10 protein-coding genes are annotated in these 14,365 nt (G+C 55.0%); 3 read left to right on the forward strand and 7 right to left on the reverse strand.

Going from position 1 to position 14,365, the window contains the following annotated elements; translation table 11 throughout:
* Window positions 1–113 precede the first annotated feature (113 nt).
* The 5 genes from mnmE to rpmH form a co-directional block, all read right to left on the reverse strand.
* Window positions 114–1,532, reverse strand: coding sequence for a tRNA uridine-5-carboxymethylaminomethyl(34) synthesis GTPase MnmE (gene mnmE / locus RGU70_RS01295; RefSeq protein ID WP_322210666.1), 1,419 nt, complete (start codon window positions 1,530–1,532; stop codon window positions 114–116).
* 174 nt (window positions 1,533–1,706) lie between these two features.
* On the reverse strand, window positions 1,707–3,392 hold the full coding sequence (gene yidC / locus RGU70_RS01300) for a membrane protein insertase YidC (RefSeq protein WP_322207621.1): 1,686 nt from the start codon (window positions 3,390–3,392) through the stop codon (window positions 1,707–1,709).
* An 11-nt stretch (window positions 3,393–3,403) separates the two neighbouring features.
* Entirely contained in the window at window positions 3,404–3,697 is a 294-nt protein-coding gene (yidD, locus tag RGU70_RS01305; protein ID WP_322207622.1) for a membrane protein insertion efficiency factor YidD, read from the reverse strand.
* A 3-nt stretch (window positions 3,698–3,700) separates the two neighbouring features.
* Window positions 3,701–4,132 (reverse strand): ribonuclease P protein component, encoded by a 432-nt coding sequence (locus RGU70_RS01310; protein ID WP_322207623.1) that lies wholly within the window; start codon window positions 4,130–4,132, stop codon window positions 3,701–3,703.
* Window positions 4,133–4,154: 22 nt separating this feature from the next.
* The gene (gene rpmH, locus RGU70_RS01315) at window positions 4,155–4,289 is read right to left on the reverse strand and encodes a 50S ribosomal protein L34 (protein ID WP_061535510.1); all 135 of its coding nucleotides are present in this window, start codon (window positions 4,287–4,289) and stop codon (window positions 4,155–4,157) included.
* Window positions 4,290–4,953: 664 nt separating this feature from the next.
* Here rpmH and RGU70_RS01320 point away from each other — a divergent pair.
* The 3 genes from RGU70_RS01320 to RGU70_RS01330 all read left to right on the forward strand — a co-directional run bounded on the left by RGU70_RS01320 (window position 4,954) and on the right by RGU70_RS01330 (window position 9,828).
* Window positions 4,954–6,876, forward strand: coding sequence for a PrkA family serine protein kinase (locus tag RGU70_RS01320; protein ID WP_322207624.1), 1,923 nt, complete (start codon window positions 4,954–4,956; stop codon window positions 6,874–6,876).
* A 157-nt stretch (window positions 6,877–7,033) separates the two neighbouring features.
* Window positions 7,034–8,302, forward strand: coding sequence for a YeaH/YhbH family protein (locus RGU70_RS01325; protein WP_322207625.1), 1,269 nt, complete (start codon window positions 7,034–7,036; stop codon window positions 8,300–8,302).
* On the forward strand, window positions 8,299–9,828 hold the full coding sequence (locus tag RGU70_RS01330) for a SpoVR family protein (RefSeq protein WP_322207626.1): 1,530 nt from the start codon (window positions 8,299–8,301) through the stop codon (window positions 9,826–9,828). Before RGU70_RS01325 ends, RGU70_RS01330 begins: the two co-directional genes overlap by 4 nt.
* A gap of 48 nt (window positions 9,829–9,876) precedes the next feature.
* Here the strand turns inward: RGU70_RS01330 and RGU70_RS01335 are convergent, their stop codons facing one another.
* Together RGU70_RS01335 and metH are read right to left on the reverse strand one after the other, a co-directional pair.
* Window positions 9,877–10,551 carry a MarC family protein gene (locus RGU70_RS01335; RefSeq protein WP_322207627.1) on the reverse strand — a complete coding sequence of 225 codons (675 nt, stop codon included), beginning with the start codon at window positions 10,549–10,551 and terminating at the stop codon, window positions 9,877–9,879.
* Between the two features lie 22 nt (window positions 10,552–10,573).
* Entirely contained in the window at window positions 10,574–14,317 is a 3,744-nt protein-coding gene (metH, locus tag RGU70_RS01340) for a methionine synthase (RefSeq protein WP_322207628.1), read from the reverse strand.
* Window positions 14,318–14,365: the final 48 nt, after the last annotated feature.

A 14,365-nucleotide genomic window follows, 5' to 3' on the forward strand; every position in this document is an offset into this window, starting at 1 on the left:
TATGAAAGTAGCAATACTAGCAGTTGCCGCCAGAATTTGCCGACGACTGCCAAGTGGCTTTCCGTGCCGGCATAGCCACTTCAACTACGAAAGAGTTATGCAATCCGCCCAGCCTATTTCCCTATGCAAAACCGCGAAAAAATCACCCCCAGTAAATCATCGGGCGTGAAACGTCCGGTAATACTGCTCAGACTTTCCTGCGCCAGCCGCAATTCTTCGGCAAATAAATCGAGGGCGCGGTCGCTGCTGCCTTGTTCGTCATCAGAGGAAAGTGTGGCGGCGTTTTGCAGGCTGTCGCGGGCGGCACGCAATGCCACCAGGTGCCGTTCTCGCGCCAGATAGGGCGATTCGCCGGTCTGCTGCCAGCCGGCTACGCGTAACAGCTCGCTGCGCAGCAGGTCGATACCGGCGTGATCGAGCGCGGAGAGGTAGATGTGGGTGGCGTCTTCCACCCTATCCAGCGCGGGCTGGTGGCCGGAGCGGTCGATCTTGTTCCATACGCGGATGACCGGGATGCCGGAAGGCAGACGTCCGGCAATGTCTTCATCGGCCTGCGTCGGGCCGCGGTCTGCGTCCAGCAGGTGCAGGATGACATCGGCTTTGGCGACTTCGAGCCAGGTGCGCGCAATGCCGATTCGTTCGACTTCGTCGGGGCCGCTGTCGTCGTCGCCGTTATCACCATTGTCGCGGATGCCGGCGGTGTCGATGATGTTGAGCGGGATGCCTTCGATCTGTATTGTTTCGCTGACCTTGTCGCGGGTGGTGCCGGCGATGGCTGTCACGATGGCGACCTCCGCACCAGCGAGCGCGTTAAGCAGCGAGGATTTACCGACATTCGGCTGACCCGCCAACACCACGTTGAGTCCGTTGCGCAGCAGTGCGCCTTGCGCGGCCTGGGTGAATACCTGCTCCAGCGTGGCGCGTATCGAGGCCAGTTGACCACGGGCGTCGGACTGCTCCAGGAAATCAATCTCCTCTTCGGGAAAATCGAGCGTGGCTTCGACCAGCATGCGCAGGCTGGTGACTTGTTCGACCAGCGCATGTACGACCTTGGAGAACGCACCCGAGAGCGAAGCAGAAGCTGAACGGGCGGCGGCGGCAGTCGAGGCGTCGATCAGATCGGCGACGGCTTCGGCTTGCGCCAGATCGAGCTTGTCGTTGAGGAAAGCGCGCTGGGTGAACTCGCCCGGCGCGGCCAGACGCAGTCCTATGCCGGCTCCGGCCTCCAGACAGCGCTCCAGCAGCATTTGCAGGACGACGGGGCCGCCATGCCCCTGCAATTCCAGCACGTCCTCTCCTGTGTACGAATGCGGGCCTTTGAAGAACAGCGCCAGCCCCTGATCGATCTCGCTGCCATCGGCGCGCAGGAACGGCAGGTAGCTGGCGTGGCGCGGTATGAGCTTGTCTTGCTGACGCCCGCATACAGCTTCGATAACCGGCCACAGCGCCGGACCTGACAGACGGACGACGCCGATGCCGCCGCGTCCGGGGGCAGTGGCGATGGCGATGATCGGGGTGGTGTCAGCTTGCATGGTCATTCCTGTTCATTCTTGAATCGTGAGAAGTGCTGGTGGGCTCTATTGTGCTGCGGTTCCACGCATTATTACGGCGCTCTGGCAGACGAAAAAAAACCCGTGCAATCGACACGGGTTTTTTTCGCATGGCAATGCAGGATCACATTGCCGGTGGCGCTTCTGTCGCTGCAATTACGCCTTGCTATTGCCTGCTTCCATTTTCTTCGTAATCACCCATTGCTGTGTGATCGACAGGACGTTGTTGACGACCCAGTACAGCACCAGACCCGAAGGGAAGAAGAAGAACATGACCGAGAAAATAATCGGCATGAACATCATCACCTTGGCTTGCATTGGATCTGGTGGTTTTGGATTGAGCTTGGTCTGGATGAACATCGAGACGGCCATCAATACCGGCAGAATGTAGAACGGATCGGGTGCGGCCAGATCGTGAATCCAGCCTATCCATGGGGCGTTGCGCATTTCAACACTGGCCAGCAGTACCCAGTACAGGGAAATGAACACCGGAATCTGCACCACGATAGGCAGACAACCGCCCAGTGGGTTGATCTTTTCGGTTTTGTACAGCGCCATCATTTCCTGATTCATCTTGGCTGGCTCACCCTTATTGCGCTCGCGGATCGCGGTCATCTTGGGTGTGACGGCCTTCATCTTGGCCATGCTGCGATAGCTGGCGGCCGACAGGGGAAAAAAGATCAGCTTGATGAGCATGGTCAGCAGGATGATGGTCCAGCCCCAGTTGCCGACGATGGCATGGATATGCACCATGAGCCAGAAAATCGGCTTGGCGATGATGGTCAGCCAGCCATAGTCCTTGACCAGTTCCAGGCCAGGGGACGTTTTTTCCAGAATGGTGGATTCCTGCGGGCCGGAATATAAACGGGCGTCCATCGTCACCGATGCACCCGGAGCGATAGCGCCCAGCGGGATGACGCTGGCAACTGCGTACAGATTAGGACCAACTTTTTCGGTGCGGATGTCGCGCTCGACCTTGTCGGCAGGGATGAAGGCGGAAACAAAGTAATGCTGTACCAGCGCCACCCACCCGTTGTCGGCTTTGTTGGCGTGCTCGGCTTTACCTTCTTCGATTTTTTCAAACGTCATCTTCTGGAATTTTTGCGCGTCGGTATAGACGGCAGGTCCGGTGAAGGTGCTGTAGAAATGCGATTCGCCGCCCGGCTTGTTACCGTCGCGCACCAGTTGCAGGTACAGCGAAGGAGTAATCGCAGCAGCACTGGCGTTGGTCACCGTGTGCTTGACGTCGATGGTGTAGTCGTCACGTTTGAAGGTGAAGGTCTTGGTCAGCTTGACGCCGTTTTGCTCGGCTTGCAGCACCAGTTGCACCTGGTTGCCGCCATCAAGTGTGCGTGTGCCGGGCAGAGCGACAAAGCCGGTTTTATGATTCGGATACGGACCGCCGATCAGGCCGGTCTCTGCCAGATAGGTATGGCCGGCGCTGGAATCGAACAACACGAGATTTTTAGTCGGGTCTACGGTATCGCGATGCTTGAGCAGTTCCAGCCGCTTCAGTTCGCCACCGACGGTGCTGATCTCGGCTTTCACCACATCGGTGGTGATGGTGATGGTTTCACTTTTGAAGGGTGCGTTGGCAGCAGCGACGCCAGCCAATGCAGTGCTGGCAGCGCCGGCGGGAGAGACTGAAGGCACGGCAGTTTGACCTGGCGCGGCCGGTGCGGCTGGCGCGGCCGGTGCGGCTGGCGCAGCGACTGGCTGGGTTTGCTCGGCTGCGCCGGGAAAGAACATCGAAGGCTTGCCGTTGTGACGCATCCAGCCATCCCACAACAGGAGCAACGAGAACGAAAACACAACCCACAGGACGGTACGTTTAATATCCATTTGTGTATTTTTCAATAGTCAGGAGTAGTTGCTACCGTCGATGATTTAACCTCGATGGGGGCAGAGTGAACAGGGGTTGTTGCAGCGGCACGCGGCGATGGTACAGTATCCACACCGCCTGCGTGCCAGGGATGGCATTTGCACAGCCGTTTGGCGGCAAGTACGCTGCCGTAGATCGCGCCGTGCAGCGTGATCGCTTCGGCGGCATAATCCGAGCAACTGGGATAAAAACGACAGTTCTGACCGAGGAAAGGACTGAGCCCCAGCTTGTAGCCACGCAACAATAACAGCAAGGGCGTTTTCATCGTTTATTTTCCGGCGGGCGTTACTGCGACAGAATCCGCAGCATGAACGATCGGAGTTGCCTTGAGATGTGCAAACAATTGCGTCAGTTCGGCTTGCAGTACTTTCTTCAGGCCGACCGTCGTTGCAGGTCCGGTTTTGCTGTTGACCGGGCGCGACAAGCGCACGATGCAGTCCATAGGGGGGAGTACCGTCTGCCGAAACAACTCACGCGTCATGCGTTTGACCGTATTGCGCGTCACAGCGCGAGGTGCCAGCCTTTTGGCGGCAACTACGCCGAGACGCGCGCAAGGACAAGCATTGGCGCTGGTGTACAACACGAAGTGTGCAGTTCGATAGACAGGGCGCAAACGAAAAACGGATGAAAACTCATCCGTCTTAACGATGCGCTGATCGCGCGTAAAGGAGCACGAGGAGTACGAAAGAACGTCGGACACGCAAACAGTCGCGTTATCCGGCTTAAGCAGCCAGACGCTTACGACCCTTGGCGCGACGCGCGTTGAGTACGGCGCGGCCGCCACGGGTTGCCATACGTGCGCGGAAACCGTGGGTGCGCTTGCGACGAACTACGGAAGGTTGGTAAGTACGTTTCATGATGGACTCGCTTAATCAGCAAAAAATTACAAAGATAAATCGGTGGAATGGCACGCTGCGCGTCTGGTTACGTGTATTAGTTGCGTATTGCTATCCGCCGTTAAGGATACTGGCCTCCTGAGCGTCTTTTAAGAACAGGTCTTAAAAGCTTGCCCGAAAGATTTTCCTTGGAGACTTGGCTGGATAACGTCCGCTTCCGATGACCCGTAACCCTGCTTTCGGATCAACCTGGGCTATGCGGAACCTGCGCCTGCGCACATCAACAGATGGTGAACCCTGAATTAGACCGCATTTTTTACTTGCTTGTCAATGACTTACGCACGAACACCTACTTATTCAAAACCCGAAAAGCGGCGTCATTCAGTCACTGTTGCCCCGAAGCAGGGTATCTTCGATGCTACAAAAATCGATATCAATCCAATGGTAATGCGTTGTGATTTGGAGATATATCGAATGCCCAGTAACAAAAAGATATAAAATAAAATCATCAATTTATCCTTCGGAAACTTTTTAAAAACAGGCTTATTTCCCTCGCACATCAGGCTTCGCCTATCCGAAGTTGCAACATGTAAAACCATTCACTCAATCAATCACTGGCGCGCATTTCAGCGATTGATCCAAAGTAAGTACGATCTGTTAACAACCATGTTGATACGGAGGGTATATGGATATCTACAGCAGCTTCGCGAGTCGTTTCGACAAGACAAGGGAAGAGGAACTTTCCCTTGAGGAATATCTGGCCCGTTGCAAGAGTGACCCGGCCGTCTACGCGAGCGCTTCCGAACGCATGCTGATGGCCATCGGCGAACCGGAAAAAATTGACACGCGCCAGGATCAGGTGCTGTCGCGCATATTCGCCAACAAAGTCATCAAGGTTTATCCGGCGTTCAAAGAGTTCTACGGCGCAGAAGAAGCGATCGAACAGGTGGTCTCGTATTTCCGCCACGCCGCGCAAGGACTGGAAGAAAAAAAACAAATCCTCTATTTGCTCGGCCCGGTCGGCGGCGGAAAATCTTCCATCGCAGAACGTCTCAAGCAACTGATGGAAACCGTACCCTTCTATTCGATCAAGGGCTCGCCGGTCAACGAATCGCCGCTCGGTCTGTTTGATCACGACGAAGACGGACCGATTCTGGAAGAGCAATTCGGCATCCCCCGCCGTTATCTGAAATCGATTCTCAGCCCCTGGGCAGTCAAGCGCCTGCACGAATTCAACGGCGACATCCGCCAGTTCCGCGTAGTCAAACGCTATCCGTCCATCCTGCGCCAAATCGCCATTTCCAAAACCGAACCGGGCGACGAAAACAATCAGGATATTTCCACACTGGTCGGCAAAGTCGACATCCGCAAGCTGGAACAATTTTCGCAGGACGACGCCGACGCCTACAGTTATTCAGGCGGTCTGTGCCTGTCAAATCAGGGCTTGCTGGAATTTGTCGAAATGTTCAAAGCGCCGATCAAGGTATTGCATCCCTTACTCACCGCCACACAGGAAGGCAACTTCAAGGGTACTGAGGGATTCGGCGCGATTCCTTTCGACGGCGTGATTCTGGCCCACTCCAACGAATCAGAATGGAAAACTTTCCGCAACAACAAGAACAATGAAGCGCTGCTGGATCGCATTTACATCGTCAAAGTGCCCTACTGCCTGCGGGTCACCGAAGAAATCAAGATTTACGAAAAACTGCTGCGCACCTCCTCACTCGCGCACGCCACCTGCGCGCCCGGCACATTAAAAATGATGGCGCAATTTGCCGTGCTGAGTCGTTTGGGCGAACCGGAAAATTCCAGCCTGTTTTCCAAGATGCAAATCTATGACGGCGAAAACCTGAAAGACAGCGACCCGCGCGCCAAGTCCTATCAGGAGTACCGCGACTATGCCGGCGTCGATGAAGGAATGACTGGCGTATCAACCCGGTTTGCCTTCAAGATTTTGTCACGCGTATTCAACTTCGATTCCACTGAAATCGCCGCCAATCCGGTGCATCTGATGCACATCCTGGAACAGCAAATCGAACGCGAACAATTCCCGCCCGAAACCGAGCAAAAATACCTCGCCTTCGTCAAAGACACGCTGGCCTCGCGCTACGCCGAATTCATCGGCAAGGAAATCCAGACCGCCTATCTGGAGTCGTATTCCGAGTACGGACAAAATGTATTCGATCGCTACGTCACCTATGCCGATTTCTGGATTCAGGACCAGGAATTCCGCGATCACGATACCGGCGAAAGTTTTGACCGTGCCGCGCTCAATGCGGAACTGGAAAAAATAGAGAAGCCCGCTGGCATCAGCAACCCCAAAGATTTCCGTAACGAAATCGTCAACTTTGTGTTGCGTGCGCGGGTCGCCAACGGTGGCAAAAATCCGCTCTGGACCAGCTATGAAAAACTGCGCGTGGTGATCGAAAAGAAAATGTTCTCCAACACCGAAGACCTGCTGCCGGTCATTTCCTTCAACGCCAAAGGCTCCACCGACGAACTGCGCAAGCATGAAGACTTCGTCAACCGCATGGTAAGCAAAGGCTACACACCCAAACAGGTACGACTGTTGTGCGAATGGTATTTGCGGGTACGCAAATCCTCTTGAGGCACAGACGTCCCTCGTATTGCACGCATCACTATATGCAAAATCACTGCATGCAATATCTCCGCATGCAATACGAGGAACGGGCAGGAAAGCGGGCGACGCCGGGAAGATAAAACGGCGACGGCAACATCCCCTCAATCCAGCGGGAGAACAGATAGTGTTGCATCAAATCATCGACCGCAGACTAGCGGGCAAGAACAAAAGCATTGCCAATCGCGAGCGTTTTTTACGCCGCTACCGTAACGATATCCGCCGTTCAGTAACAGAAGCCATCCGCGACCGCAGCATCACGGATATAGAAAACGGCAAGAGCATCAGCATCCCCAAAAAAGGCATCGCCGAACCCGCCTTCCGCCATGGTCCCGGCGGCAAACGGGAAATGGTCCATCCCGGCAATCAGGAATATCTGCAAGGCGATCGCATAGAACGCCCATCCAGCGGCAGTAGCGGTGGCGGCGGCAGCGCCGCCAGCAATCAGGGCGAAGGCCAGGACGATTTCGTCTTCCAGCTCACGCGCGAAGAATTCATGCAATATTTTTTCGAAGACCTGGAATTGCCGCGCCTGATACAAACCAGTCTGATGAGTACGCCCAGCTGGAAAAACACCCGCGCCGGTTACGCCACCGAAGGCTCGCCCAACAACATCGACATCGTGCGCTCGCTACGCAGTTCTCTAGGACGCCGCATCGCACTGGGTGCCCCGCTAAGAGCCAGATTGCGTGAACTGGAAGCCCTGCGTGAAACCCTGCTGGCCGGCACTCATAGAAACAAAAAAGAATTGCAACAGCTCGATGAAGAAATTCAGCTACTGAAAGGACGCCTTCTACGCATCCCCTTCATCGACCCCTTCGACCTGCGCTATGTCAACCGGGTCAGACAACCGCAACCCTCCACGCAGGCCGTCATGTTTTGCATCATGGACGTCTCTGGCTCGATGGATGAAGCGCGCAAAGATTTAGCGAAACGATTTTTCATCCTGCTCTACCTGTTCCTGAGCCGCAATTACGAACACATCGAAGTCGTCTTCATCCGCCACCACACCCGCGCCGATGAGGTCGATGAAGAAACTTTTTTCCGTTCACAAGAAAGCGGCGGCACCGTAGTCTCCAGCGCGCTGGAACTGATGCAAAATATCATCGAAACCCGCTACTCGCCCACAGAATGGAATATCTACGCCGCGCAAGCTTCAGATGGCGACAACTGGAATGACGACTCACCTAAATGCCGGCAAATTCTTGAGCAAAGCATCCTGCCATTAGTGCGCTATTTCTCCTACATCCAGGTAGTGGAAGCCGAGCAAAATTTGTGGACTGAATATGCGCAACTCGCCGCTTCAGAGCCGCACTTCGCAATGAAAAAAGTACGCTCCGCCAGCGACATCTACCCCGTCTTCCGCGAGCTTTTTGAAAAACAGGTGGTCGCATGAACCAGCCACAAGAACGTATCCCGCTGCCCTGCCCGTCCGACTGGTCGTTCGAGCTGATCGAACAATACAATGAAGAAATCGCGCGTGTAGCGGAACGCTACAAACTCGACATTTACCCCATCCAGCTCGAAATCATATCTGCCGAACAAATGATGGATGCCTACGCCTCCTCCGGTATGCCAGTCAATTACCGGCACTGGTCCTTCGGTAAACATTTCCTGATTACGGAGCGCGACTACAAACGCGGCCAGATGGGGCTGGCCTACGAGATCGTCATCAATTCCAATCCTTGCATCGCCTATCTGATGGAAGAAAACACGATGACCATGCAGGCGCTCGTGGTCGCGCATGCGGCCTATGGGCACAACTCGTTTTTCAAGGGCAACTACCTGTTCCAGTTATGGACCGACGCCAACGCCATCATCGACTACCTGGTCTACGCCAAGGCCTACATCGCCGAATGCGAACAGCAGCACGGCTTCGAGCGCGTCGAAGAAATCCTCGACTCCTGCCACGCACTGATGAACTACGGTGTCGACCGTTACAAACGTCCGCAACGCCTGTCACTGGCTAAAGAACAGCTGCGCCAGCAAGAAAGAGAGGAATACGCGCAATCACAAGTCAATGAATTGTGGCGCACGCTTCCGCAGAAAAAAGAAGCGGCATCAACCCAAACAGACGAGCGATTCCCTCCCGAGCCACAAGAAAATTTATTGTATTTCGCTGAAAAAAACGCCCCCCTGTTAGCGTCGTGGGAACGTGAAGTCATCCGCATTGTGCGCAAGGTCGCGCAGTATTTTTATCCGCAGCGACAAACGCAGGTAATGAATGAGGGATGGGCCACTTTCTGGCACTACACCCTGCTCAACACCCTGTACGACGAAGGAAAACTGAGCGACGGCTTCATGATCGAGTTCCTCCACTCGCACAGCAATGTGGTGTTTCAGCCTCCGGTCACGGCATCGTATTACAGCGGCATCAACCCCTATGCGCTGGGCTTTTCCATGATGAGCGACATCCGCCGCATCTGCGAATTTCCAACCGAAGAAGACTACCGCTGGTTTCCTGACATCGCCGGCACACCCTGGCTGGAAACACTCGATTACGCCATGCGCAATTTCAAGGATGAGAGTTTCATTGCGCAATACCTCTCCCCCAAACTCATCCGCGACATGCGGCTGTTCTCCGTACTCGACGACCCCACCCGCCGCGAGCTGGAAGTCTCCGCCATCCATAACGACGCGGGCTATCAGTCCGTGCGAGAGACGCTCTCGCGGCAATACGACATCAACCACCGCGAACCGAATATCCAGGTCTGGTCCGTCAACACCCGCGCCGACCGCAGCCTGACACTACGTCACTTCCGCAGCGATAGCCGGCCACTGGGCGACGATACCGAAGAAGTATTGCGGCACATGGCGCGACTATGGCAATTCGATGTCTATCTGGAAAGCGTCGATGAGAGCGACTATGTCGTGCAGCGTTACGAATGCAAGGGGAAGCATCCGAACGGATTTGTGCTCTGAGATAACGACGACGGAGGAGTCCCGCGCCTGAAAAAAGAGAGGGGCAATTTATACTGCGCGGCCCAGCTCAATGAGCAAACCGCTGAGTCCGGACCAGAAAATTTGTATACCGATGCACAATAAAATAAACGCTGACAAGCGCAGCACCACCATCGTGCCAAGACGCCCCATCAAGGTAATCAAATGCCGGGAATAGCGGTAGCACAGGTACACAATCGCTACCGTCAATCCCGCTCCCAGTGCGGCACTACCAATCGAGATGACACGATCTACCAGCCGCGCAGGTGCGTCGGCACCCAGGGTGATCGATGCCGCCAGCACCCCGGGACCGACGGTCAGCGGGAAACTGATCGGATAAAAACTGCGCAACTTTAACTCGTCGTTCGACATGTCGTCATACGCATCAGCGACCTGCGCAGCGACCGCATCGTAACCATTATCGTGGAGCAAACGCCAAGCTGAGATCGCCACCAGAATGCCACCACCCACCTGCACGATGGGCAGCGATACACCAAAAAATGCCAGTACATGTGAACCGATAAAGATCGCACCGACCAGCATGAACCAGCAATTAATCGCCACCTGCGCCGCGATTCGCCGCGTCACTTTGGGGCTGACACGTCCCAACAAATTGACAAAAATCGGCGCCACACCCAGCGGGTTAAGGATGGGCAACAGCGTTATCGGAATCAGCAATACCTGCTTCAAAAATATAATCAGCATCTTTATGTCCAAAAATAACTGCCTACAAATTCGGCGACATCCAGCGCTCGATCTCGGCCTTCGGCACGCCACGTCGTTGCGCCATGTCGTTCACCTGATCGTCGCCGATTTTTCCGACGACGAAATATTTTGACTCCGGGTGCGCAAAGTAAAATCCCGATACCGATGCGCCCGGGAACATTGCATACGATTCGGTTAGTGTCATGCCGATATCGTCGCATTGCAAGACACGGAACATGTCCTTCTTGACTGTATGTTCCGGGCAAGCAGGATAGCCCGGCGCAGGCCGGATGCCCTGGTAAGTTTCTTTGAGCAAAGCATCATTGTCGAGATTTTCCTCAGCGGCATAGCCCCACAAATCCTTGCGCACACGTTCATGCAGATATTCGGCAAAGGCTTCTGCCAGACGATCGGCCAGCGACTTGAGCATGATCGATGAATAATCATCGAGCGCATCTTCAAACCGCTTTTCGTATTTCTCGATACCCAGACCGGCGGTCACTGCGAACATGCCGATGTAGTCGGCAATGCCTGAATCTTTGGGCGCAATGAAATCCGACAGACACTGATTGGGGCGCGCCACGCCGTCAATGACCGGCTTTTCAGTTTGCTGACGCGCACCGTAATAAGTCAGTGCCACCTCAGTGCGGCTTTCATCGGTATAAATGACGATATCGTCATCATTGATGCTATTGGCCGGCAACAGTGCGATCACGCCATTGGCGCTGAGCCAGCGGCCATCGATCAGTTTCTTCAGCAAGGCCTGACCTTCAGCGAATAACTTGGTCGCTTCCACACCCACTACTTCATCGGTCAGGATCGCCGGATAGGGACCTGCCAGATCCCATGTCTGGAAGAACGGGCCCCAGTCGATGTAACGCGCAATCGTCGCCAGATCGATATTTTTGAACACGCGACGGCCAATGAATTTCGGTTTAACCGGCGCAAATTTCAGCGCCATCTTGTTGGCACGAGCCGCCGCCAGTTTCAACAGCGGCACCGCTTTTTTGTTGGCGTGCTGTTCGCGGATACGGACATAATCCGCCGCGATTTCCGCCACATAGTTGTCTTTCTGCTCCGGCGTCAGCAGCGATTGCGCCACCGCCACGGCACGCGATGCGTCCGGCACATACACCACCGGCCCGTCATAGTTGGGCGAAATTTTCACTGCCGTATGCGCCCGCGAGGTCGTCGCCCCACCGATCAGCAGCGGCATTTTGAGATCTCTGAAATACGGATCGCGCTGCATTTCCTTGGCGACGTAAGCCATTTCTTCCAACGATGGCGTAATCAATCCTGACAGACCGATCATGTCCGCGTTTTCTTCCTTTGCCTTGGCCAGAATTTGCGAACATGGCACCATCACGCCCATGTTGACGACTTCGAAGTTATTACATTGCAAGACCACCGACACAATGTTCTTGCCGATGTCGTGCACATCGCCCTTGACCGTTGCAATCACGATCTTGCCCTTGGGCTTGCTGATGACACCGGTCTGCTCTTGCAGCAGGCGCTTTTCTTCTTCGATGAAAGGAATCAGATGCGCTACCGCCTGCTTCATCACACGCGCCGATTTGACGACCTGCGGTAAAAACATTTTGCCCTGACCAAACAAGTCACCGACGATGTTCATGCCATCCATCAACGCGCCTTCGATCACATGAATAGGTCGGCCACCGCTCACCAGCAGTTGCTGACGCGCTTCTTCCGTGTCTTCGACAATCCATTGGGTAATGCCATGCACCAGCGCATGCGCCAGACGTTTTTGCACAGTGTCGCTGCGCCATTCCAGCGTGGCTTCTTCCTTCTTGTCACCCGCCTTGAGCGTAGCGGCAATTTCAATCATTCTTTCGGTCGCATCGGGACGTCGATTAAGCACCACGTCTTCCACCCGCTCGCGCAGCTCGGCTGACATATCGTCGTACACGCCCAGCATGCCGGCATTGACGATACCCATCGTCATGCCCGCTTTGATCGCGTGATACAGGAAGACCGTATGAATCGCTTCACGCGCCGGATCGTTGCCACGGAAACTGAAGCTGACGTTGGAAACGCCGCCGCTGATCTTGGCGTAAGGCAGGTTGTCGTGTATCCACTGCGTCGCCTCGATGAAATCGACCGCATAATTATTGTGCTCGTCGATACCGGTAGCGATCGCAAATACATTGGGATCGAAGATGATGTCTTCCGGTGGAAATCCGACTTCCTCGATCAGCAATTTGTAAGCACGCGCGCAGATTTCCGTTTTGCGGGCAAAGGTGTCGGCCTGACCAAGTTCATCGAAGGCCATCACGATCACGGCTGCGCCATAACGACGGCATAAGCGGGCTTCGTGCAGGAATTTTTCTTCGCCCTCTTTCATCGAAATCGAGTTAACGATGGACTTGCCCTGCACGCATTTCAGTCCGGCTTCGATGACCGACCATTTGGAAGAGTCGATCATGACCGGCACGCGGGCGATATCCGGTTCGGAGGCAATCAGATTGAGGAAACGCGTCATGGCGGCAACCGAATCGAGCATCGCTTCATCCATATTGATGTCGATGATCTGCGCCCCGTTTTCGACTTGCTGGCGCGCCACGGCCAGCGCTTCGTCGTACTGTTCGTTCAGAATCAGGCGCGCGAAGGCCTTGGAACCGGTGACGTTGGTACGTTCGCCCACGTTCACATACAAGGACTGTTCGTTGATGATGAACGGCTCCAGTCCCGACAGCCGCATCTCGTGCGTCGATTCAGGCACCTGGCGCGGGGCAATGGTCGACAGCGCTTTGGCAATCTCCGCAATATGCGGCGGCGTAGTGCCGCAGCAACCGCCGGCCACGTTGACGAAACCGCTTTCGGCGAAATCTTTCAGCAGCGACGAAGTGACATCCGGTGTTTCATCGAACCCGGTGTCGCTCATGGGATTGGGCAAACCAGCATTCGGGTAAATGCAGACGAAGGTGTCGGCAAGTTTCGACAGCTCTTCAGCATACGGCCGCATCAATGCCGCACCCAGTGCACAGTTCAGTCCGACGGTCAGCGGCTGCGCATGTCGGATCGAATTCCAGAAAGCCGGCACAGTCTGGCCGGACAAAATACGGCCGGAAGCATCGGTCACGGTGCCGGAAATCATCAACGGCAAACGCTGTCCCGATTCCTCGAAATAGGTATCGATGGCAAACAAGGCTGCTTTGCAATTGAGCGTGTCGAAAATGGTCTCGACCATCAAAACGTCAGCGCCACCTTCGACCAGCGCGCGGGTCTGCGACAGATACGTCGCTACCAGCTGATCGAAACTGACATTGCGGGCGGCAGGATCGTTGACGTCGGGAGAAATCGAAGCGGTCTTGGGCGTAGGCCCGAGCGCGCCGACGACGAAGCGCGGCTTGTCCGGCGTGGAATACTTGTCGCAGGCGCGACGCGCTAGTCGGGCCGACTCCACGTTCATCTCATACGCCAGATGCGCCATGTGGTAATCGTCCTGCGCTACTGTGGTGGCACCGAAAGTATTGGTTTCGATCAGGTCGGCGCCGGCAGCCAGATACTGCTCGTGGATTTCCTGAATGATGTGCGGCTGCGTCAGCGATAGCAATTCGTTATTACCCTTGACGAATAATTCCTTGCCCGGCACGCTGAAATCGGCGAAGCGCGTACCGCGATAATCTTCTTCCGTCAGCTTGTATTGCTGAATCATGGTTCCCATCGCGCCATCCAGAATCAGGATGCGCTTCTTCAGCAAGTCGCGTAATTGCACTTCAACGGCAGACATTTGATTTTTTTTCATGGATTTATTTTTCATCTGTTTCTAAGGAACCCGGGCAGCTCAAATTAT

Source organism: Herbaspirillum sp. RTI4, from assembly GCF_034313965.1.
GTDB lineage: Bacteria > Pseudomonadota > Gammaproteobacteria > Burkholderiales > Burkholderiaceae_D > Herbaspirillum.